A 23,450-nucleotide genomic window follows, 5' to 3' on the forward strand; every position below is an offset into this window, starting at 1 on the left:
TCGAATTGGCTTGCGTCCAACGCTGGCGGCTGCACTGGTCGTTCTGGGGGGTTGGTTCGGTGCCCCATCAGCCAACGCCCTGATCCCCTACGTCTACCTGCCCACAGAAGAGGAGCTCAAGGGCTCGTCGATCGGCATCGGACGGACCGCTGCACAGCTGCTTCAGCTGGGGCAAGCCAAGGACGCTGCACGACTCGCGGCGCTGGCGGTGCGGCTCAACCCCAATGACGAACGGTTCTGGTCGATCCTGGCGGAGGCTCAACTCCGCAACAACAACCTCGAGGATGCAAGCCGATCTCTGGCCCGCGCCAAGCAGCTGAATCCCGAAAAGGCAGGCCTGTGGTTCGCCGAAGCGGCGATCGCATTGCGGGCAGAACGACCGGACAATGCCGTTCCCCTGATCACCCGCGGACTTCAACTGGATCCGGACAACGCTCCGGCCTATTTCGACCTCGGCAACGCCAGGATCATGCAGGGCGAACTCCCTCTGGCCCTGAAATCATTCGAAAGAGCCACCGCTCTGAAGCCGGAGTTCTGGGAAGCCCTGAACAACCAAGCCCTGGTGCTTTTTGAGATGGGCCAGCGTCAGGAGGCTGTGCGACGTTGGCGCCGCGTGTTGAAGCTGGAGAACAACGCAGAACCGATGCTGGCCCTGGCCGCAGCTCTGCATCAACGGGGTGAGCAGAGCGAAGCGATCCAGCTGGCGTCCACAGCTTTGGCCAAGAATCCCAACTACGTCCTGCCCCTGCATCAAGCGGAACAGCTTTGGGGGGTGCGCATCCGTGAGGCGACGGCACAATTGCTGAGCGAGCCGCAGCTCACCAACAGCGTGGAACGAGCCCAAGCCAACGCAACGTGGAAGAAAAACCAGTGATCATCTGTAGGCTGAGCGCCTTCCGGTCGGAGAACGACAGACCGAATGGCTGAGGAGCGCGTTCAACCGATCGCCCTGCATCAGGAGATGCAGCGCTCCTACCTCGAATACGCGATGAGCGTGATCGTGGGTCGGGCATTGCCCGATGCCCGCGATGGTCTCAAACCCGTCCAACGACGCATCCTCTACGCGATGCAGGAACTGGGGCTGACCCCAGACCGTCCGTACCGCAAATGCGCAAGAGTCGTTGGTGATGTTCTGGGCAAGTACCACCCCCACGGTGATCAGGCGGTCTATGACGCCCTGGTCCGGCTTGTTCAGACGTTCTCCAGCCGTCATCCCCTGCTCGATGGTCACGGCAATTTCGGCTCGGTGGACGACGACCCACCGGCGGCGATGCGGTACACAGAAACCCGTCTGGCACCCATCTCCCATCAGGCAATGCTTGAGGAGATTGGTGAGGACACGGTTGATTTTGCGCCGAACTTCGATGGGTCCCAACAGGAACCCACCGTTCTTCCGGCCCAGCTTCCCTTCCTGCTGCTGAACGGCTGCTCTGGCATCGCCGTCGGCATGGCGACCAGCATCCCTCCTCACAATTTGGGAGAAGTTGTGGATGGTCTGGTCGCCCTGATCCGCAAGCCGGAGCTGAGTGACGAGAAACTGCTGGAACTGATCCCGGGACCCGACTTCCCCACCGGCGGTGAAGTGCTGATCAGTTCAGGCCTGCGGGACACCTACCTGCATGGCCGCGGCAGCATCCCCATGCGCGGCGTCGCCCACACCGAAGAGGTGCAACCCGGCAAAGGGCGCCACAAACGAAATGCCGTTGTGGTCACGGAACTGCCCTATCAGCTCAGCAAGGCCGGCTGGATTGAAAAACTTGCGGAATCCGTCAACGACGGAAAAATCGGCGGGATCGCCGACATCCGCGACGAAAGCGACCGCGAGGGCATGCGCGTGGTGGTGGAGCTGCGCCGCGATGCAGATCCGGAGAAGGTGCTGAAGGATCTGCAGCGTCGAACAGCGCTGCAGAGCAACTTCGGAGCCATCCTGCTGGCCCTGGTTGATGGACAACCCCAGCAGCTTTCGCTGCGCCAACTGCTGCAGACCTTCCTCGATTTCAGGGAACTGACGCTGATCCGGCGCACCAGTCATGCCCTGCGCAAGACCGAAGACCGGCTTGAAGTGGTGGAAGGGCTGATCACTGCCCTAAACAATCTTCAGGCCGTGATCGCCATGATCCAGGAGGCAAATGACGCCGCCTCAGCCCGCGCCAGCCTGATGGTGCGCCTCGACCTCAGCGAACGTCAGGCCGATGCGGTGTTGGCCATGCCCCTGAGGCGCCTGACCGGACTCGAACAGGAAAGCCTGCGCCAGGAGTTGGATGAGCTTCGAGCGGAACGTCAACGCCTCAAGTTGCTCCTGGACAACCGGGACCAACTGCTGGACGCGATGGTGACGGAACTCAAAGGATTGAAAAAACGCTTCAGCACCCCGCGGCGAACACGCTTGGTGGAAGGCGGTGATGCCCTTATGGCCGAACGAGCGGCCAGCCAACGCCCGAACACGGAACTGCTGCGTCAGCAGGCCCTGGCTGCACTGCCCGGAGATGGTCGGGTGCTGATCCAAGCCGATGGACAAGTGAAGATCGTCACCCCCCAGGTGCTGGGCCGGCTGCACCTCAATGATCCCTGCCCCGTTGGTGATGCACCATCTCCGGCACGGGTAATCCTGCCCATCGAACCACCACCGCGACTGCTGGCGGTGAGCGCGGGAGGACGCATCGCCCAGGTGCGCTGGGAATTTGCTGGCCAGCAACCCGGCCCAATTGACCGTTTCCTGCCCACGGGCCTGGACGGCGACCCCATCGTTTCGCTGCTGTCCCTGCCCAGCCAAAACATCGATGAATTGAGTCTCGGCTTGCTCAGCAGCGATGGACGCTTTAAGCGAATCCCCCTCAGTGAAGTCGTGGACCTTTCCGGTCGGGCCACCAGCGTTCTCAAGTTGAAAGAGGGCGTTGAGCTCAACAACGCGGTGATCTGCCGCGACCAGGAAACACTGATGCTGATCAGCAACATCGGTCGCCTGCTGCGGCTGCGCATCAACGAAGAATCCCTGCCGCTGATGGGTCGATTGGCGCAGGGACCCATGACCATGCGATTGCTCCCCGGAGAACAGATCGTCGGAGCCGTCTGCACGGAGCAAGCACCGCTGATGCTGTTCAGCCAACGGGGAATGATCGGCCGCATCGATTGTTCGGGCGTGCGCTACAACCAGAGGGGCGATCTCGGCAGCATGGCGGTGCAGGTTGATGCAGAATCAGATCGCCTGGTGGGCATCAGCGCTGGGCCAGGTCTTGTCGGAGTACGCACTAGCAAGGACCGTCACGGACGTTTAAATCCGGACAACATCACCATGTCAAAACCCGGAGACAAACTGATGGAGAAAATGTCTCTTCAGAGCGGAGAAACCATCGTTGAAGTGATCAACGCCATTCAACCGAATCCCTAAGCCGCGATCAGGAGCTGCAATTCTGCTCGAGCCATTGGAAATAATTTTCGTCAATTCCCCCGGTCACATAGTGGCCATCAAAACAAGACATCTCGAGGTCCTTTATCTCGGTGTTTGCAACAATGCTTTCCAGCAGATTCTCAACGGTCTGGTAGACAACATGATCGGCACCGAGAACATCTGAAATCTCATCACTGGTTCGGCCGTGGGCCAGGAGTTCCGCACGAGTTGGCATGTTGATCCCATAAACATTGGGATAGCGAACCGGTGGAGCAGCCGACGTGAACGTCACCTTGTTGGCACCAGCGCTGCGTGCCATCTGAACAATCTCGCGGGACGTTGTGCCACGAACAATCGAATCATCCACAATCAAGACATTCTTTCCGGCGAATTCAGTACCGAGAGCGTTGAGTTTCTGCCGAACCGACTTCTTACGTTCAGCTTGACCCGGCATGATGAAGGTTCGGCCGACATAGCGGTTTTTGTAAAAGCCTTCGCGATAATCAAGACCCAATTGCTTGGCCACCTGCATCGCCGAAGGCCTTGCTGAATCAGGAATCGGCATCACAACATCGATATCACCCGCAGGCAACGTTTCGGCAATGGTTTGAGCCAAGCGATCACCCATGCGCAGACGGGACTCATACACCGAAATACCGTTCATGACGGAATCCGGCCGCGCCAAATACACGTACTCAAATGCGCAGGGAATCAATCGTGGAGAATCCGCACATTGACGCTGGTGCAAGTTCGAATCAACGTCAATGAACACCGCTTCTCCAGGTTCCACATCACGAACGATCTCGTAGCCGCTGTTTTCAATCACCAGGGATTCACTGGCGACAATCCACTCCTCTCGGCCCTGTTCAGACAACCGCCTGCCGAGAATCAGGGGACGAATTCCATAGGGGTCCCGAAACGTCAGCATTCCGTGGCCCGCAATCAAAGCGATCGCTGCGTAGGAACCCTGAACGCGGTGATGCAGTGATGCCACCGCATTAAACAACTGATCCGGTGTCAGATCACGACCTGTGAGCTGAGATTGAATCTCCGTGGCCAACACATTGACCAGCATCTCCGTATCACTGGTCGAATTGGTGTGACGACGATCAATCTTGAACAGATCCTGCTCAAGCTGATGGGTGTTGGTGAGATTGCCGTTGTGAACAAAAGTGATGCCATAGGGGGCATTCACATAGAACGGCTGAACTTCCTCTTCTGATGCAGCAGCACCACGGGTGGCATAACGAACGTGACCGATCCCGGCATTGCCCAGCAGCTTTCGCATGTCTCGTGTGCGAAAGGCTTCCCGCACACGTCCCCTTTGTTTGTGAACATGGAAGGTGTGATTGTCCATCGTGACAATCCCTGCCGAGTCCTGACCACGGTGCTGAAGCAGAAGCAGATTGTCGTAGATCTGTTGGTTGACTGAGTCAACACAGAACATTCCGATAATGCCGCACATGATGAATCCGAAGTCAGAGAGATAAGGAAGAGAAACGACCGTCAGGCAACGCCTGACTCAATCACTCCGAATGCATCCGTCGGGGCAACGCATCACGGAATACAGCAGCACAGCGTTCCACCTCAAGATCGAGCTGAACAGCTGATTCCGATCGAATCAGCAATCGAGCCTCCGCGGTGACGCTGCCGAGTTGGGTGACGCAGAGCGCTGGATTGGATCCGATCAACTGCTCCCATGCAGGGAGAAATGCGGCATTCACCGACACAATCACCCGGCTGCCGCCTTCGGCGAACAGCACCCGCTCTAGGCGTGCCGAGCCTTTGGACAGCGTCACGCTGATGCCCAGATCAGAGGCGATGCAGGATTCAGCCAACGCCACCGCGAGGCCGCCATCACTGCAGTCGTGGGCGGAGGCCAACAGACCTTGAGCAATGGCCTCGCGCACCAGACTCCCCACCGCTGCTTCAACGGCAAGATCGGGCTTGGGCGGTCGTCCGGACAAGGAACCAAGAGTCTGCTGCTGATAGGCACTGCCGGCCAAACCAAGGCTGGGATCGGCACCATCCTCTGGCGGAACACCAATGAGGAAGATCGCATCGCCGGGCTGTTGCCAGGCCAAGCCAGTCACACGGCTGATGTCATCCACCCCACCAACCATGCCGATCACTGGCGTGGGGTGGATCGGTTGCATCGTGCCGTCGTCCTGTTTGGTCTCGTTGTAGAGCGAGACATTGCCGCCGGTGACGGGGGTATTAAGGGCGCGGCAGGCATCGGAGATCCCGCGGCAGGCCATGGCCAGCTGCCAGAACCCCTTGGGTGTTTCCGGGGACGGGAAATTGAGGTTGTCGGTCACCGCCAGGGGCTCCGCCCCCACACAACTCAGGTTGCGTGCCGCTTCGGCGACAGCCGCCTGAGCGCCGCGTTCGGGATCCAGGGCAACCCAACGGTTGGGGCAGTCCACCGTGGCGGCAACACCACGATTGGATGCAGCCATGGATCCATCGCCCTGCTGGGGTCTCAAACGCACCACAGCGGCATCAGCTGCACCGGACGAAACCACCGTGTTGGCCAGCACCTGCTGGTCGTACTGACGGTGAACCCACTGCTTGCTTGCAATGGTGGGGTCATCCAGAAGCTGCAGCAGGGCTGCCGCGGCATCGCTCAGCTCCGGAAGCTCCTGCTCGGTCCAACCCCAGAGCGCCTGAAGGTCTGCCGGGGGCTCCTGCAAGAGGGCATGTTTTTCAATCGGCGTGTCATCGGCAAGAGCCGTGGCCGGCACCTCAGCGGCGACGGCACCGTGATGCAACACCCGCACAATCGGTTCCTGGAGCACCTTGCCCACAACCGCCGCCTGCAAGCCCCAGCGACGGAACCGCTGCATCAAGGCATCCTCCCGGCCAGCCTTCACCACAAACAACATCCGTTCCTGAGATTCCGACAACAGGAACTCGTAGGCCGTCATCCCGGTTTCACGGGCCGGAACACGGTCCAGGTCCAGTTCCACCCCCAGGCCCCCTTTCGCAGCCATTTCCGAACAGCTGCAGGTGAGACCAGCGGCGCCCATGTCCTGAGCGGCCACCACATCACCACTGGCGAACGCCTCAAGACAGGCTTCGATCAGCCCTTTCTCCAGAAACGGATCACCCACTTGAACGGCGGGGCGATCATCCAGGGAATCAGCACTGAGCTCAGCGCTGGCAAAGCTGGCTCCCCCCATACCGTCCCGACCCGACCGGTGGTGCTGCCCACGTACACCACAGGATTGCCGACGCCGATCGCGCCGGATTTGACGATCTCCTCGGTCTCCATCAACCCGAGGGCCATGGCATTCACCAGCGGATTGCCGGAATAGGAGGGATCAAAAGCCACCTCACCACCCACCGTCGGCACCCCAACGCAGTTGCCGTAATGGGCAATGCCCGCCACAACACCTTCCATCAGGCCAACGTTGGCGGGATCCTCAAGGGGACCGAAGCGCAGGGCATTCAACAACGCGATCGGACGGGCTCCCATCGTGAAGATGTCGCGAAGGATGCCGCCCACCCCTGTTGCGGCCCCCTGAAAGGGTTCAACGGCGGAGGGGTGGTTGTGGCTTTCGATCTTGAAGGCCAACCGGTGGCCCCCTCCGAGATCGACCACGCCGGCATTTTCTCCAGGTCCTACCAAAATGCGCGGTCCCTCAGTGGGAAAACCACTCAGCAAGGGCCGGGAATTGCGATAGCAGCAATGTTCGGACCACATCACACCGAACATGCCCAACTCAGCTCGGTTCGGCTCGCGAGCGAGCCGTCGACAGATCTCATCCCAGTCACTGGGCTTAAGCCCTTCCTGCTTCAGAGCTGCAGCTATGTCGTACGCAGGGGAGGAAACCACGAATCGCGGAGCACCTCCCCCCAGTGTTGCCGACCGACCGTCAGACCCAGGGGTCTTCGTCCTGTCGGCGGCGGGGAGACGGAGTTTCCTCCCAGCTGTCGTCGTCCCAGACCTCAGATTCACGCTCAGAGACGGCCTCTGATTCGACGTCCCCTAGCGAAGAGCGGATGGGCTCTGGCCGCAGATCATCCATTGGCGAGTCCTCCAACCAACCCTCCAGGCGATCGCCGGCCCGGTCACCCATGACGCGCAACTGGTCCCGCCAACGTTGGGTGCGTTGGAGCAGGTCCTGACGGACACTGGCGCGGGCCATCGGCAAATCATCCAATCCCATCAGGGCGCTTTGAATCTGGCCCGGTTGCTGGTCAAGGATGCGATCCGGAGCCAAACGCCAGCGGGAACTCCCTGGAAGTCGGGGGTCACTGCGGGCGATCAGATAGTGAAGAATCGCGCCGTCCGCTGGTCGGAAATCAAGATCAACAACGCTGCCGATGCGCTCACCATCACGATCCAGCAACGTTGCCTCCATCAAAGTCGGCAAGCGTTCCAGCATTACCTGATCGGTGACCGCCGGTTCGCCGCGCACAAACACCTGCTGATCCGTAAAACCACAACATTGGTTCAAACGCCAGACATCGCGAGACATACGCAGAGCTGACGGTCGGCTGACCCAACCCAGCAACCGATGCACAGGCGGATGCATCCAGGCCATCACCCCAGGTCCGTGATCCAAGCCCAGATCACAACGGACGGTATGACTCAGAAGATCACTGAGGAGAAGCTGATCCGGAAGAGACACATCAGGAACGAATCTGAACGGGCATTACCAGATACGTGAAAGCTTCAGACGTTTCATCGGAACGAAGCACAGCCGGCGTGGTGGGTGCATTGCAGTGCAGAACAATCCGATCAGAACCCATGGCCTTGAGACCATCCAGCAAATAACGAACATTGAAAGCAATCTGCATGGCATCACCATCAAGGCTGGCTGGTAGTGACTCAGAGCCGCTGCCCACATCCTGTGCATCAGCACTGATCAACACAACACCTTCCTCAGGCTGACTGCTGAATTTCACGACGTTGTTGTGTTGATCAGCAAGAACAGCAATGCGTTCCAGAGCAGCAATCAATGAACGACGATCCATCCCGAACGTGCGGGTGAATCCATCGGGAATCAACTGGCCGTAATTGGGGTACGTGCCCTCCAGCGTGCGACTGGTGACCATCTGGTCGGCAGCGAGAAACACCACTTGGCCTCGATCACAAAACAAACTGACGGGTTCATCGGAACGCCAGGACGCCATCAAACGCTCGACCTCTCGAAGAGAACGTGCGGGGAGGGTCACCGCGAAACCCTGTTCATCAACGGCATCAGCAATTGCCGCATCCTGCAGAGCGTCGTCAACATTGAGCACAGCAAGGCGGTGTCCATCGGTGGCAGCAGCTTCTAGAGCCCGCTGGTTGAACTTCAAATGAACACCGGTGAGCAGTTGCTTCGCTTCATCGCCGCTGCTCGCGAACAGGGTGCCCTTGAGCGCCTGCACCAACCGTTCAGGCTGAAGTTTGAGTGTCATGCCGCTCTCCACCATCGGGAGATCGGGGTAGTCATCAGCACTCATACCGCGCATCTGATAGCTGCCACTGAGGCTGGTGAGCTGAACCTGCTCGCCGGCATCCTCTACCGCGAGAGTGACCGGAGAATCGCTGGATAAACGGGAGACAATCTCTCCCAGCAATCGGGCCGGAAGCGTGATCGCTCCACTGGTTTCCACACTGGCGGCGAGAGAGGTCTGAATCCCCAGACTCAGATCGAACCCCGTCAGGCTGAGGCGATTGCTTCCAGCATCGGCCGTAAGCAACACATTGGCCAAAACCGGATGGGTGGGCCGGGTTGCCACCGCACGGCTCACCAATTGCAAGGCGCTATTCAGTTCGGACTGTGAACAGACCACCTTCATCGTCCTGACGACCTGAGTGCGCTGAGGTGCCCCACCGTTTCACAGGCTGAGGGGAAGTGCAATGGCCAGCGCAACGGGATCCTCTTTTCGGCTGTTTTGTTCTTATGGATTTAAAAAAATAAAAATAAAACAGTCGTAGTAGGGCCTGGGGAAAAGGGGGAAAGCTGCTTGAAAGTCAGTGGTCAAGAGAGTTCTGCTTCACCAATGCTTGAGGAGAATTTTTTACGGAATGGGGAGTGCAGACCTGTTTTCCACGTCTTCACAGCAGGTGGAAAACCATCCACTTGGCTGGAGGAGTTGTTTTCACTTGTTTTCCACAGCGTGTGCATTCGGTTTTTGGTTGTTTTCTGCAGCCGCTTTGTCGGCTGGTTTTGTCCAATGGCCATGAAAAAGCCCCCGTTGGGGGGCTGGAGGACTTCGATGGAGCTGTTTTAGAAGCCCATGACATTTGCAACGGTGTCGAGATCGGGATTGAGGTCGGTGTGGAAGGCGGCGTCGTTGTTGCTGATGGCGCAGTCGGGATCCTTGAGGCCGTTACCGGTCAGAACGCAGACCACCGTTGAGCCAGCTGGTACTTCATCCTTGCGTTTGAGCAGGCCTGCCACAGATGCAGCACTGGCGGGTTCGCAGAAGATTCCCTCCTGGCCGCCCAAGAGTTTGTAAGCCTCAATGATTTCCGCATCGGTGACATCCAGGAACGCTCCTTTGCTGGCTTCGCGTGCCGCCAGGGCCTTGGCTCGGTTGACCGGGTTGCCGATGCGGATGGCTGTGGCGATGGTTTCGGGGTCCGTCACCGTTGTGTTGTTCACCAGAGGAGCTGATCCGCTGGCCTGGAAGCCCATCATCCGGGGCAGGTTCCGGCTCCGGCCCGCCTGCTGATATTCCTGAAAACCCATCCAATAGGCGGTGATATTTCCCGCGTTGCCCATGGGAATGCAAAGCCAGTCGGGTGCGTCTCCGAGGGCATCCACGATTTCGAAAGCAGCCGTCTTTTGGCCCTGAAGCCGGTAGGGGTTCACCGAGTTCACCAGGGTGACCGGATACTTCTCCGCCGCTTCCCGAACGATGTCCAGGGCACGATCGAAGTTGCCGCGGATCGCTAAGACCTCAGCGCCATACACCAGAGCTTGAGCCAGTTTTCCCTGGGCGACATAGCCATCAGGGATCAACACGAAGGCCCGCATTCCTCCCCGCCGGGCATAGGCCGCTGCTGCTGCACTGGTGTTGCCTGTGCTTGCACAGATCACCGCTTCACAACCGGCTTCCTTGGCTTTGCTGATGGCCATGGTCATGCCCCGGTCCTTGAAGGACCCTGTGGGATTCAGGCCGTCATATTTCACGAACACTTTCACGCCCTTGCCGATCTGTTCCGCAATCGACGGCACGGGAATCAGAGGAGTGGCTCCCTCCTGAAGGGTGATCACCGGGGTTGCATCGGTGACGGGAAGCCAGCTGCGATAGGCCTCAATCAGTCCAGGCCAGTCCTGCATCACAGGGGTGGCAGTGAAACGCCGACGGAGGTTCTGAAACAGGGACACCGGCTGGGATGGGGGGATTTCCGGAATCTAGGCGGCGTCCGTTTAGGAATTGGTCAGGGTTGCGCGTCCTTCAGTCCGTCCAAGGGGGAGTCGGAGAAAAACTGCACCAGGCCGGCAATTGATTCTGCTTTCTCAATCACCCCAAACAAAGCTGGCAGGTTCACCGCCATAACGGCATTGGGATACCCCTTCAGAAAGCTCACAGCGGTGAGGCCTTCCTCGCTTTGCAATCCACTGATCACCCCTGCTCGGATCGCCGGAACACTGACCTCGGGTTCCGGTGTGTAGATGGGGTAGATGATGCGTGAAGCACGGCGCAGGATGGCTTCACCGATCCGTGTATTGATTAAACGGCTGGTAAGCACTAGCGGAAGTTCGAGGCTCTGATTGAGCATCCGCGATACCTCCTGAGGGTTCTGCTCGGACAGTTCAAGCAGATTGCCCAGCAGGCCGATGCCTTCACCGGTCTCGGCCAGGTGTTCAAATTCCTTGACGGGAATCGAGCGGCGGAAGGCACCACTGACAAGGGCTACATCCGTGGCGGCATGCAGAGGTTGCATGACGCTGCTCCAACCGATTCCAAGTCCTGCCGCCACGGCCAGCAGTGACGAACGGGTGAAGGGCTTGAGAAGCATCACGCTGACGGTGTTCTCAGGAACTTAGGCAGGAACTCCAGCGGCGACCCGTACCAGGCGGACAACTCCTCGTTCGGCCAGCCCTTGAGCCACCTGGAATCCCATACGGCGGGTGTCCGGCTCATTCAGAACTCTGGGCATCCGACGCAGCAGAAGTTCCGGTTTGAACCCCGGCAATGACTGCAACACCTGAATCAATTCTCGTACTGGCTCCAGTTGCATCAGTGGATCCGAGAGCCCTGGAGGCGTCTGGGCGATGGCGGAGGGTTGCAGTCGTTTGGGTAGACGTCGACCCAGGCGCTGCATCGTGGACCACCCCAGAGCGTCCAGTCTCTCCACGGCGGCAGTCACCAATTGATCCCGAAGTAGTCCCGCCTTGGGAGAGAACAGGAAGTCGAGCAGTTGGTCGAGTAGCGCTTCCAGGTCCAGTTGGGCCTGACTTGCAGCGCTAGACACAAGATTTTCTAGACGGGTCCAGCGGAAGGCGTCTCCGTCGAACAGCATCTCCTTGAGGCTCTGACGTAATTGCGGATCCGGGTCTTCCATCAGCCGCCGCGCGAAGTAGGGATACGCCGCACCGAGGATCTTGAAGTTCGGATCCACACTCAAAGCGATGCCCTCGAGGGTGACCAGTGACCGAATGATTAGGGCGTAATAGGGCGGCACCTGGAACGGGAATTTGTACATCACACCAGACATGTCATCGGTGACCGCTTTGAAATCCATGCGGTTGACGCCGGCTTCCAACGCTTGGCTGAAGACCTTCTCAAAGGCCGGAACAATCGGTTCCAGGTTCACGTCTTCCGCCAGGAAACCAAGGGTGACGAAGTCTTTGGAGAGTTTCCCGAAGTTCCGGTTCACCAGATGAACAACCGCCTGAATCAAGCCCGTGCGTGACTCGCGGCTGACCTCGCTCATCATCCCGAAGTCGAGATAACAGAGGCGTCCGTCCTCGAGGGCCAGGAGATTGCCGGGGTGGGGGTCGGCATGGAAGAAGCCATGCTCCAGCAACTGCTGAAGGCTGCAATTCACGCCCACCTCCACCATGTCGTCTGGATCTACACCGAGTTCTCGAACGGCATCAAGATTGGTGAGTTTGACGCCGTCGATCCATTCCATCGTCAGCACGCGGCGACTGGTGGCGCTGCGGTAGATCGTCGGAACAGCGATTCGAGGGTTGTGCTGATGCAGCTCAGCGAAGGTCTCAGCGTTCGAGGCCTCGTTGAGATAGTCCATTTCTTCGAACACCCGTCGCCCCAGTTCGTCGATCAAGGCGACGAGGTCGCTGCGGATCAGTCCGATGTTGCTGTTCAGCCAGGCTGCGATGTTGCGCACGATGTACAGATCCAGGGTGATCTGTTCGCGCAGGCCGGGGCGCTGCACTTTCACCGCCACCCTGGCGCCACCCTTGAGGGTTCCCTTGTGCACCTGTCCCAGGGAGGCGGCGGAAATCGGATCCCGGTCGAGCTGCTCGAAAATGTCATCCACCGGTGCCTCCAGATCGTCCTCGATGCAGGCCATGGCCAGGCCGCTGTCGAAGCCAGGCAGTTGGTCTTGCAACTGGGCCAATTCCTCCAACAGCAGCGGCGGGACGATGTCTGGTCGGGTGGAGAGTGCTTGGCCGGCCTTGATGAAGGCGGGGCCGAGATCCACCAGCAGTTCTGCGCACTCTCGGGCTCGATCCCGGGCCCGTTGCTCGTCTTTCAGTAACTGGAAGATCCAGTCGAAGGCGACGCCAAGAAGCAACAGGCCAATGGGCACCAGGGTTTGCCAGAGCCGTCGGATCAGCCGCTGGGGATGGCCGGCATAAATACGTGTGATGGCGGCGGGGTCGTACTCGAGCAACCCCGCGGCTTCGATGAAATCCCCGAGCTCCTGCGCCATCAATTCATCGGGATGTCCGACACCCCTTCTAAACGAACCGAGCTGCCGCTACGGTCGGCATCATCACAGGGCTGGACGTGCTCACCGGTCTGCTGCTGCAGAACATTGCTCTGATCGAGAGTCTTGAACTGGAGTTCAGCTCGGGCTTCACGGTGCTCACCGGTGAGACCGGAGCAGGGAAGTCGATTCTTCTTGATGCCCTCGATGCGGTTCTCGGTGGAGCCCAGGGGGCCACTGGTATTCGTCTGCTTCGCGCTGGGGTTGATCGAGCCAGGATTGAGGCTGCATTTCAACTCAGCCCATCCCTTGAACAGTGGCTGGTTGCGGCGGAGTTTGACCCAGAAGAGGAGCTCCTGATTAGCCGTGAGTGGAAACGGCAAGACGGTGATCGCTTCTCCAGTCGCTGCCGTCTGAACGGCAGCACGGTGAACCGTCAGCAGTTGCTTGAGCTCAGACCACTGCTGATTGATCTCACCGTTCAAGGCCAGACCCAGTTGTTGTCACGCGCTGGCCAACAACGTCTTTGGTTGGACCGTCTCGGTGGTGCTCCGCTGGCCGAGGTCAAGGTTCAGGTGGCTGATGCCTGGAGCAAATGGCGCCTGGCTGCTGATGCTCTGATGGCCCTCGAGCAGGAGCAGCAGCGTTCCGAACAGGAGCGGGCTGAACAGGAGGAGCAGCTGGAGCAGCTGCAGGCTGCCGATCTGGAAGACCCCGACGAACAGGAGCGGCTTGAACAGGATCAGGACCGCCTTGTTCATGGCGTGAGGCTGCTGGAGGGGCTAGCCGTGCTGTTTGGGCGTCTCCGTGATGGCGCGGATCAGGGGCCTTCTCTGCAGGATCATTTCGCGGTGTGCATCCAGGAGCTGCAGGCCATGGCCCAGCTGGATGGTTCCCTTGAGTCCCTGCGGGATCAGGCTCTGGATCTCGAGGCTGGTGTGGATGCTTTGTTGCGTTCCCTCGATCAGTACGGTCTTGCACTCGAGAGCGATCCAGACCATCTCGAGCGGATCCAAGACCGCTTGTCGGTTTTAAAACGCCTGCAGCGCCGCTATGGCCTTGATCTGGCCGGTTTGATTCAGCGTCGAGATGACCTGTTTCATCGTCTGGGTGCTGAGGGATTCGCGGCGGATCTCGCTCGCTTGCACCAGGACGAGAACGACCGACGCCAGACGCGTGATCAGGCCAATGCGGCGCTGCATCGCGAGCGTTCCAATGCGGCGGAGGCTCTGGAGGCCTCGTTGCTGGACTTGTTGCCTCCCATGGGGCTGGCCAACGTGCGTTTCAAGGTGGATCTCACCCTCTGTGATCCCGCTGAGCATGGTGCGGATGCTGTGCAGTTCCTGTTTTCTGCCAATCCCGGCCAGCCGATGGCACCGTTGACGGAGGTGGCGTCTGGGGGTGAGATGTCCCGTTTTCTGCTGGCGCTCAAGACCACTCTTGCCGCTGTGGATGGGTCCAGCACGCTGCTGTTCGATGAGATTGATGCCGGCGTCAGTGGACGCGTCAGTGGAGCGATGGCGAATCTCCTTCAGACTCTGGCCCGTCAGCGTCAGGTGTTTTGCGTCACCCACCAACCGCTTGTGGCAGCGGCTGCTGATCACCATTTCCGGGTCAGCAAGGATGTGGAGGACGGCGTGACCCATTCGCGAGTGTCCCGACTGCGGGACACCCAGGAACGTCGCCAGGAGCTGGCTGATCTCGCTGGTGGCGATCGGGCCGATGCCTATGCAGCCAGCCTGCTGGACCATCGAACAGCTTGAAGGCTTCGGTTCTTCCTAAGCTTTTGGGCCTTCCAACGGGTCCTGATGGCGCGAGCTGCTGCCAAAATCACTGACTCAGCTGACCCGCTGGCCAATCAGGATGACGTGATTCGGGTGAGGGGTGCTCGACAGCACAACCTCAAGAACGTCGACGTCACGATTCCACGCAACAAGCTGGTGGTCTTCACCGGGGTGAGTGGCAGCGGCAAGAGTTCGCTGGCGTTCGACACGATCTTTGCGGAAGGGCAGCGCCGTTATGTCGAAAGTCTGTCGGCTTACGCCCGGCAGTTCCTAGGCCAGGTGGACAAGCCCGATGTGGATGCCATCGAAGGGTTGTCCCCCGCGATCTCCATTGATCAGAAATCCACCAGTCACAACCCGCGCTCCACGGTGGGCACCGTTACGGAGATCCAGGACTACCTCCGTTTGCTGTTCGGCCGGGCTGGCGAACCCCATTGCCCCAAATGCGGTCGCTCGATTAAGCCGCAGAGCATCGACGAGATGGTCGATCAGATTCTTTTGTTGCCGGAGGGGACCCGGTATCAATTGCTGGCGCCAGTGGTGCGTGGCAAAAAGGGCACCCACACCAAGCTGATCAGTGGCCTGGCGGCTGAGGGTTTTGCTCGGGTGCGCATCAACGGTGAGGTGCGCGAACTGGCCGACAACATTGAACTCGACAAGAACCACAGCCACAACATCGAGGTGGTGGTCGATCGCCTTGTGTCCCGTGAGGGGGTGCAGGAACGGCTGACCGATTCGTTGCGCACGGCTCTCAAACGTGGCGATGGTTTGGCGCTTGTGGAGGTCGTGCCCAAGAAAGGTGAGGAGCTTCCCGACGGCGTTGAACGGGAACGGCTCTACTCCGAGAACTTCGCCTGCCCCGTTCACGGCGCTGTGATGGAGGAACTATCGCCGCGACTGTTTTCGTTCAACAGCCCTTACGGCGCCTGTGAGGCTTGCCATGGCATCGGGCATCTACGCAAATTCACAGTGGACCGGGTGATTCCGGATCCCAGTCAGCCCGTTTATTCCGCCGTTGCCCCTTGGGCAGAGAAAGACAACAGCTATTACTTTTCACTGCTGTTCTCGGTTGGTGAAGCCTTCGGCTTTGAGATCAAGACCCCATGGAATGAGCTCACGGATGAACAGCGGGATGTGCTGCTCAACGGAAGCCGTGAACCGATTCTGATTCAGGCCGATAGCCGGTATCGCAAGGGCAAAGGGGGATACACCCGCCCTTTCGAAGGCATTCTTCCGATTCTCGAGCGGCAGCTTCGCGATGCCAGCGGTGAAGCCCAACGGCAGAAGTTGGAGAAGTATCTCGAGCTCGTACCTTGCGAAGCCTGTGGCGGTCAGCGGCTCCGACCGGAAGCCCTGGCTGTGACGGTCGGTCATTACCGGATTCCAGAACTCACTGCTGTCAGCGTCGGTCAGACCCTGGAACGGATCGAAAAATTGATGGGCGTTGGTGCCTATGAGGGTTCAGAGCCTTTATTGAGTCCCCGTCAGATTCAGATCGGTGATCTGGTGCTCAGGGAAATCCGCCTGCGCTTGAAGTTTCTGCTGGATGTCGGTCTGGATTACCTCAGCTTGGATCGTCCGGCGATGACGCTCTCCGGCGGTGAGGCCCAGCGCATTCGGTTGGCCACCCAGATCGGCGCTGGTCTCACAGGGGTGCTTTACGTGCTCGATGAGCCGAGCATCGGCCTGCACCAGCGGGACAACGATCGTCTCCTGAACACTCTGGTGAGGCTCAGGGATCTTGGAAACACCCTGGTGGTGGTGGAACACGATGAAGACACCATCCGTGCTGCAGATCACGTGGTGGATATCGGTCCCGGTGCCGGCGTCCATGGTGGCCACATCGTGGCCGAGGGAAGTTTTGATGACTTGGTTGCGAGCAGCGAATCCCTCACCGGTGCCTATCTGAGCGGCCGCCGTTCCATTCCCACGCCGGCGGAACGCCGCCAGAGCGGTTCACGTTCCCTCAAGCTGATCGATTGCAATCGCAACAACCTCAGGAACGTTTCGGTTGAGTTTCCACTGGGACGGCTGGTGTCCGTCACCGGTGTAAGCGGCAGCGGCAAGAGCACCCTGGTGAATGAGCTTTTGCATCCGGCTCTGGAAAACGGCCTGGGTTTCAAAGTCCCCTTCCCGCAGGGTGTTGGGGAGCTGCGGGGGCTGAAGTCGATCGACAAGGTGATCGTGATCGATCAGAGCCCGATTGGACGGACGCCCCGATCCAATCCGGCCACCTATACCGGTGCCTTTGATCCGATCCGGCAGGTGTTCGCTGCCACGGTGGAGGCGAAGGCCCGTGGTTACCAGGTGGGGCAATTCAGTTTCAACGTGAAGGGCGGCCGCTGTGAGGCCTGTCGCGGTCAGGGCGTGAACGTGATTGAAATGAACTTCCTGCCGGACGTCTACGTTCAGTGCGATGTCTGCAAGGGCGCTCGGTTCAACCGCGAAACCCTGCAGGTCAAATACAAGGGTTACACCATTGCTGATGTGCTCCAGATGACGGTGGAGCAGGCCGCTGAGGTGTTCGATGCGATTCCTCAGGCTGCAGATCGGTTACGCACGCTGGTTGATGTGGGCTTGGGCTACGTCAAACTTGGTCAGCCGGCGCCAACTCTTTCGGGGGGTGAAGCCCAGCGGGTGAAGTTGGCGACGGAATTGTCACGGCGGGCCACCGGCAAGACCCTCTATCTGATCGATGAGCCCACGACCGGCCTCAGCTTTTACGACGTGCACAAGCTGATGGACGTGATGCAGCGATTGGTGGACAAGGGCAATTCAATCATCTGCATTGAGCACAATCTCGATGTGATCCGTTGCAGTGACTGGGTCATCGATCTCGGCCCTGAAGGTGGTGATCGTGGAGGCGAGATCTTGGTCACGGGGACTCCAGAGGAGGTTGCCCAGCACCCCACCAGTCACACAGGCCGTTATCTCAGCCGGGTTTTGGAGCAGCATCCCCCTGAACTTCCCGTTCCCCTGGCAGCTTGATGGCTCGACTTCGGACACACCTAGCCGCCCTGGCTTTTGGCATGTCGCTTGCCCTCAGCGGGGGTCCCGCTTCAGCATTGGAGCGGCTGGTGTTGCGACTGCCGTTCCTGGAAACGGAGATCACGATCAACTTCGATGACGGTGAGTCCGCTGAACAATTGATCCAGTCCAGTCCGGATCTGCAGGATCTGGAACTGGCCAGTGGTGGCAAGTTGTCGCCGCTGTTGCGCCAGGTGTTCCTCACGCCACTGCCCTTGGAAACCAAGGCGTTGCTGGCGGGATCGACCGGTCAGCCGCTTCTGGAGCAGGCCCTCCATGCGGCGACGCAGGTGGTGGCTCTTGAAGGAGTTGAGCCGGATGTGAGCGGGCGGATGCTGACCGAGGCCCTGATTCATGCTGAACGCCGGGGGCAACCCAACATCCTTGGTTTTTTGCGGGAGTTGCCTGGGGAACAGGCATCGATCGATCTGTCGCGTCTCGCTGAGGTGGCCAATCGGCTTAAAACCAATCTTGAGGAGGGGGTTGCTTTAGCCCGTTCCGTTGAGCCCGCATCCGTGACGGCTGCTCTGCGGGGGCCACTGCGGCCCAGTTGGTCCCGTGAGGTTGTTCAGGTGCCTGTGCCCCATCGGCCGAAACCCCTGCGGGTTCTGATGCTTCAGCCTGCAGCGCCTGGGAATGGTCGCTTGGTCTTGATTTCCCACGGGCTCTGGGACGATCCGGAATCCTTTGAAGGTTGGGCTGAGGTGCTGGCTGCCCATGGCTACACCGTGCTGCTGCCAGACCACCCCGGCAGCGATCTCAATCAGCAGAAGGCGATGCTCGCTGGTGATGCGCCGCCGCCGGGGCCTGAAGAATTGCGTCTTCGGCCCCTTGATGTGTCCGCTTTGTTGGATGCCATCAGTTCAGGACGTTTTCGGCCAGGGGCCAACTTGAACACCGATGCCGTAGCGGTGGTGGGTCATTCCTGGGGAGCCACCACCACGCTTCAATTGGCCGGTGGTGTTCCTATTGATTACAGACTCAAAGCCCGTTGCAACGACCTCAAGGATCCGGAGCGAAACATCAGCTGGGTGCTCCAATGCAGTTGGCTGTCCGGGGTTAACCAAGCCGCTGTTGCCGATCCAAGGGTCAAGGCTGTTGTGGCCGTCAGCCCGCCTTTGCGTTTGTTGTTCGACGGCAGCCGCTTGGAGAGCCTTCCAGCCAAGTTGTTGCTGATCAGCGGTACCCGTGATTGGGTGGTGCCTTCGGGTCCGGAAGCCATCGCTCCGATGCGTGAGAGCAAGGCCGTGCGGTTTGGTCACCGCTTGGTGTTGGTGCAGGGTGCCGACCACTTCAGCCTTCGTAATTTTCAAGGTGAGCCGTCCCCCGCACAGGTTGGGCCGCCCATCCTTGGCTGGATCAATGAGCAGCTTGAGGTGGATGGCGCGATCACCTTCTCCAGGGGTGGTTGGGGTGACGAACAGGGCAGTCTGGTCGACGTGAGCGACCGCCTCTGACGTTGCCGGGTTGTTACATACAGCAGTTGGCATGAGTGCAGTTTCTTGAGCTCAGATCACCTGCTAGACAAAGAGAGTCGGCTTTTTTTAGCTGTTTGATTTGCGTGCCTTCTAAGGTTTTTTTCATTTTTTAGCTCTTCTTCCGCCTCTAAAGAAAAACCAACGGCACTGAATTTGTGTCCCGTTGTTGTTTGTGAGGTGAGCGAATGGGGATCCGGTTGTTGCATCTGCATCTTCACGGTCTGTTTCGTTCCCATGAGCTCGAACTCGGACGGGATGCTGATACCGGTGGCCAGACGCTGTACGTTCTTGAGCTTGCGCGCAGCCTTGCTCAGCGGGCCGAGGTCGAGCAGGTTGATGTAGTGACGCGGTTGATTCAGGACCGTCGTTTTGATCTCGACTACAGCAAACGGGAGGAGGTCATTTGTCCGGGTGCCCGCATCCTGCGTTTCCCATTCGGACCGAAGCGGTATCTGCGGAAGGAGCTGCTTTGGCCCCATCTCGAGGAAATGGCTGATCAGCTGGTGGAACATCTGAGCCAGCCTGGTCAGAGGGTGGACTGGATTCATGCCCATTACGCCGATGCCGGCTTGGTGGGTGCTCTGGTCAGTCAGCGGCTGGGAATTCCGCTGGTTTTCACAGGGCATTCCCTTGGCCGGGAGAAACAGCGCCGTCTTCTGGCTGGTGGTCTGGATCGCTCCCAGATTGAGCAGACCTATGCCATCAGCCGACGCATCGACGCCGAAGAGCGCGCTCTGGCGCAAGCCGATCTGGTGATCACCAGCACCCGTCAGGAAGCCGATCAGCAGTACTCGCGCTATGGCCACTTTCAGGCGGCTCAGGCAGAGGTGGTCCCCCCCGGGGTCGATGCCACACGGTTCCATCCCCACGGTTCGTCGCAGGAATGCTCTGCTGTGGAATGCCTCTTGCAGCCTTTCCTGAGGGAGCCAGATCGCGCACCCCTGCTCGCGATTTCCCGTGCGGTTCGTCGCAAGAACATTCCTGCGCTTGTGGAGGCCTATGGCCAGTCACCGGTCCTACGGCAGCGTCACAACCTCGTGCTTGTGCTGGGCTGTCGGGATGACCCGCGTCAGCTCGAGAAGCAGCAGCGCGATGTGCTTCAGCAGGTGTTCGATCTGGTGGATCGCTTTGACCTCTATGGCCAGGTGGCTTATCCCAAACAACACAGTCGTGCCCAGATTCCTGCTCTGTATCGCTGGGCTGCCCGTCGTGGCGGGTTGTTTGTGAATCCGGCTTTAACGGAACCCTTCGGACTCACCCTGCTGGAGGCCGCGGCCTGTGGTTTGCCGATGGTGGCGACCGACGATGGGGGGCCACGGGATATCCAACACCGTTGCGACAACGGTCTGTTGGCAGACGTCACCGATCCTGGGGCACTTCAGGAAGCCCTGGAACTCGCCGGCAGTGACGCACCCCGTTGGCGACGTTGGAGTGACAACGGGGTCGAGGCGATCAGTCGTCACTTCAGTTGGGATGCCCATGTGTGCCAATACCTCGCCCTGATGCAGCAAAGGATTCGTTCGACACCTGTTCGAGCGTTGTCGGTGGTGCGGCGACCTAGTCCTGTTTCCAGGCTCCTGGCGTTGGATCTCGACAGCAGTTTGGAGTTGCCGGAGGAAAGCTCCCTTGCGCATCTGCGCGATCGGCTTCAAGCCGAACCCTTTGCTGCCTCGACAGGATTGGTGATCCTCACGGGGCGCTCCCTGGCTCAGGCGCGTCAGCGCTACCACGAGTTGCATCTTCCCGATCCCAAGGCCTGGATCTGCAGGGCTGGAACCGAGATTCACCATGGTCTGGATCGCAAAGCGGACCCCGTCTGGGCGCAGCGGATCAGCGAGGCCTGGGATCGCGATGCTGTTCTTGCAGCAATGGGCCAACTGCAGGAACACATCCAGCTTCAGGACCTTGATCATCAAAGTCGTTTCAAGGTCAGCTACTTGTTGCGTGCTTCCAACCGCGGGTTGATCGGGTTGGCCCGTCAGTGCTTGCGGCGCCATGCTTTGCAGGCTGAACCCCAGCTCCGCTGCCACTGGTTCTTGGATGTTCTGCCGCAGCGCGCCTCCCGCAGCGAGGCCATCCGCTTCCTGGCTCAGTCTTGGGGGCTCCCCCTGGAGCGGGTACTTGTGGTGGCAAGTCAGCAGGGGGATGGAGAGTTGCTGGATGGTTTACCCGCCACGGTCGTGCCTGCGGATCACGATCCTTGTCTGTTGGGTCATCGGTCTCAGCAGCGGGTCTACGTGTCGAAACGTCCCAGTGTTGGAGCGGTGCTGGATGGTTTAACCCACTACCGATTTTCAGGTAGCCGCTGATCTTGGGATCACATTCACACAGGCAGCAGCCTGATCTGCCTTGGTTTGTGCCTCCCTCAGATCACCCCCTGTTGCGAGGGCCACACCCATCCGCCGACCTGGGCGGGCTGAAGGCTTACCGAACAGCAGAAGTTGGGTGTCGGCTTCGGTGAGCGCTTGTTCGATCCCGTCGAAAGCGACGGAGTCGAGATGAGTTTCGGCCAAGATCACACGGCTGGCGGCGGCATCAGCTGAGGTGATCTCGGGGATCGGCAGGCCAAGAACAGCGCGCAGGTGCAGTTCGAATTCGCTCAGGTTCTGGCTGATCAGTGTGACCAGGCCGGTGTCATGGGGGCGGGGAGACAGTTCCGAAAAGATCACCTCATCACCACAGAGGAAAAATTCCACACCGAAGAGGCCCACACCGCCGAGGTTGTCGGTCACGGTCTTGGCCATGGCCTGGGCCTGAAGCAGTTGCTGGTCAGTTAGTTGAGCCGGTTGCCAGCTGCACTGGTAGTCGCCACCTTCCTGTTCGTGGCCGATCGGTGAACAGAACAGGGTTTCGCCATTGCGCTGACGGATGGTGAGCAGGGTGATTTCCAGGTCAAAACGGAGGAATTCCTCCACGATCACCTGAGTTGAGGTGCCCCGAGCTCCGGCCATGGCGGCGTCCCAGGCCTTGGGTAGATCGTCCGCACAGGTCACCACGCTCTGGCCTTTGCCCGAGGAACTCATCACTGGTTTCACCACAACCGGCCATCCCAAAGGTTCCGCCACGTCTGTGAGTTCTTCAGCACTGGAGGCATAAGCGAACCGGGCGGTGCGGAGAGCAAGATCGCCGGCCGCTAGGTCTCGGATGCGGTCGCGGTTCATGGTGACGGCCGTCGCACGGGCCGTAGGAATCACGTTTATTCCCTCCTGTTCGAGTTCAGCCAGGGCATGGACGGCTAGTGCTTCGATTTCCGGAATCACCACGTCGGGTTGGTGGCGCCTGACCACCTCCAGCAAGGCATCGGCATCGGTCATCGGCAGCACTTCGGCCATGTCAGCCACTTGCATTGCTGGAGCACCGGCATAGCGATCACAGGCGATCACCCGGCAGCCGAGCCGTTGGGCAGCGATGGCCACTTCTTTGCCCAGTTCCCCACTGCCCAGCAGCATCACGGTGCGAGGAAACGACGGCATGGTGATCTTTGAATGGCTGGCCGCATCATCAATCAATGCAAGTCCTGAGACTTTCCGCAGCCTGGGAGTGCAGGGTTCGATGAGCCGCTACGTCAAGGATGAGTTCTTGATGGAGTCCAGTGCTTCGGGCGACATTGTTGGCGGTTCTCGCTGGAGGATGTCTTCAGCTCGGGGCGGCAAGAGCCAGGCCTGCTGATCCCATTCCACCGGTTGCTCCCTGGCTGAGCGATGCAGAGGCGCTGGCACTGCTGCCGGTGTCAAGACCCGCTACAGCCATCTGAGTGTTGGTGCTCCCGCTGGTTCCTATAACCGTGGCTAGATCATTGGTCTTTGCGGGAACACGGGTCGTTGGTCGACCGTTCCTCATCTTCACTTTGAAGCGGAACCACTGCATCTCCTTGACGCACTTGAAAGCCCCAGTGCTGAGCAGCTGAAATCGGTGGAGCAGAC

15 protein-coding genes and 1 pseudogene are annotated in these 23,450 nt (G+C 59.5%); 6 read left to right on the forward strand and 10 right to left on the reverse strand.

The window, feature by feature from the left end; translation table 11 throughout:
- The first annotated feature begins 4 nt into the window (after positions 1–4).
- Together FZZ88_RS03880 and FZZ88_RS03885 are read left to right on the forward strand one after the other, a co-directional pair.
- Positions 5–874, forward strand: a complete 870-nt coding sequence (locus FZZ88_RS03880; protein ID WP_370629766.1) for a tetratricopeptide repeat protein — start codon at positions 5–7, stop codon at positions 872–874.
- Between the two features lie 45 nt (positions 875–919).
- Positions 920–3,388 carry a DNA topoisomerase (ATP-hydrolyzing) subunit A gene (locus FZZ88_RS03885; RefSeq protein WP_230332817.1) on the forward strand — a complete coding sequence of 823 codons (2,469 nt, stop codon included), beginning with the start codon at positions 920–922 and terminating at the stop codon, positions 3,386–3,388.
- A 7-nt stretch (positions 3,389–3,395) separates the two neighbouring features.
- Here FZZ88_RS03885 and purF read toward each other — a convergent pair whose 3' ends face one another.
- The 8 genes and pseudogenes from purF to FZZ88_RS03925 form a co-directional block, all read right to left on the reverse strand.
- On the reverse strand, positions 3,396–4,853 hold the full coding sequence (gene purF / locus FZZ88_RS03890) for an amidophosphoribosyltransferase (RefSeq protein WP_230332818.1): 1,458 nt from the start codon (positions 4,851–4,853) through the stop codon (positions 3,396–3,398).
- Between the two features lie 61 nt (positions 4,854–4,914).
- Positions 4,915–7,226, reverse strand: a pseudogene (purL, locus tag FZZ88_RS03895) (phosphoribosylformylglycinamidine synthase subunit PurL).
- A gap of 40 nt (positions 7,227–7,266) precedes the next feature.
- Positions 7,267–8,025 (reverse strand): RNA methyltransferase, encoded by a 759-nt coding sequence (locus tag FZZ88_RS03900; RefSeq protein ID WP_166016047.1) that lies wholly within the window; start codon positions 8,023–8,025, stop codon positions 7,267–7,269.
- A 1-nt stretch (position 8,026) separates the two neighbouring features.
- Positions 8,027–9,184, reverse strand: coding sequence for a DNA polymerase III subunit beta (dnaN, locus tag FZZ88_RS03905; RefSeq protein ID WP_115024709.1), 1,158 nt, complete (start codon positions 9,182–9,184; stop codon positions 8,027–8,029).
- A gap of 182 nt (positions 9,185–9,366) precedes the next feature.
- The gene (locus FZZ88_RS03910) at positions 9,367–9,570 is read right to left on the reverse strand and encodes a hypothetical protein (RefSeq protein WP_166016049.1); all 204 of its coding nucleotides are present in this window, start codon (positions 9,568–9,570) and stop codon (positions 9,367–9,369) included.
- 45 nt (positions 9,571–9,615) lie between these two features.
- Entirely contained in the window at positions 9,616–10,674 is a 1,059-nt protein-coding gene (gene thrC, locus FZZ88_RS03915) for a threonine synthase (protein WP_166016461.1), read from the reverse strand.
- 101 nt (positions 10,675–10,775) lie between these two features.
- Complete coding sequence (locus FZZ88_RS03920) at positions 10,776–11,357, reverse strand: alpha/beta hydrolase (protein WP_166016050.1); 582 nt, start codon at positions 11,355–11,357, stop codon at positions 10,776–10,778.
- A gap of 24 nt (positions 11,358–11,381) precedes the next feature.
- On the reverse strand, positions 11,382–13,241 hold the full coding sequence (locus FZZ88_RS03925; protein ID WP_166016052.1) for an AarF/ABC1/UbiB kinase family protein: 1,860 nt from the start codon (positions 13,239–13,241) through the stop codon (positions 11,382–11,384).
- A gap of 77 nt (positions 13,242–13,318) precedes the next feature.
- Here FZZ88_RS03925 and recN point away from each other — a divergent pair, with 77 nt between their 5' ends.
- From recN to FZZ88_RS03945, 4 genes are all read left to right on the forward strand, one after another.
- Positions 13,319–15,001, forward strand: coding sequence for a DNA repair protein RecN (gene recN, locus FZZ88_RS03930; protein ID WP_166016054.1), 1,683 nt, complete (start codon positions 13,319–13,321; stop codon positions 14,999–15,001).
- A gap of 45 nt (positions 15,002–15,046) precedes the next feature.
- Positions 15,047–18,010: an excinuclease ABC subunit UvrA gene (gene uvrA, locus FZZ88_RS03935; RefSeq protein WP_166016056.1), complete on the forward strand. Its 2,964-nt coding sequence runs from the start codon at positions 15,047–15,049 to the stop codon at positions 18,008–18,010.
- A complete protein-coding gene (locus tag FZZ88_RS03940) occupies positions 18,010–19,506 on the forward strand; it encodes an alpha/beta fold hydrolase (RefSeq protein ID WP_166016058.1) in 1,497 nt (498 codons plus the stop codon). Before uvrA ends, FZZ88_RS03940 begins: the two co-directional genes overlap by 1 nt.
- A 206-nt stretch (positions 19,507–19,712) precedes the next feature.
- Positions 19,713–21,836, forward strand: a complete 2,124-nt coding sequence (locus FZZ88_RS03945; RefSeq protein ID WP_166016060.1) for an HAD family hydrolase — start codon at positions 19,713–19,715, stop codon at positions 21,834–21,836.
- Here the strand turns inward: FZZ88_RS03945 and purT are convergent.
- Positions 21,822–23,000, reverse strand: a complete 1,179-nt coding sequence (gene purT / locus FZZ88_RS03950) for a formate-dependent phosphoribosylglycinamide formyltransferase (protein WP_166016062.1) — start codon at positions 22,998–23,000, stop codon at positions 21,822–21,824. The two genes, FZZ88_RS03945 and purT, sit on opposite strands and share 15 nt — an antisense overlap.
- A gap of 163 nt (positions 23,001–23,163) precedes the next feature.
- Positions 23,164–23,394 carry a hypothetical protein gene (locus FZZ88_RS03955; RefSeq protein WP_166016064.1) on the reverse strand — a complete coding sequence of 77 codons (231 nt, stop codon included), beginning with the start codon at positions 23,392–23,394 and terminating at the stop codon, positions 23,164–23,166.
- Positions 23,395–23,450 lie beyond the last annotated feature (56 nt).

The sequence above is a fragment of the Synechococcus sp. PH41509 genome, assembly GCF_020514285.1.
Lineage (GTDB): Bacteria > Cyanobacteriota > Cyanobacteriia > PCC-6307 > Cyanobiaceae > Parasynechococcus.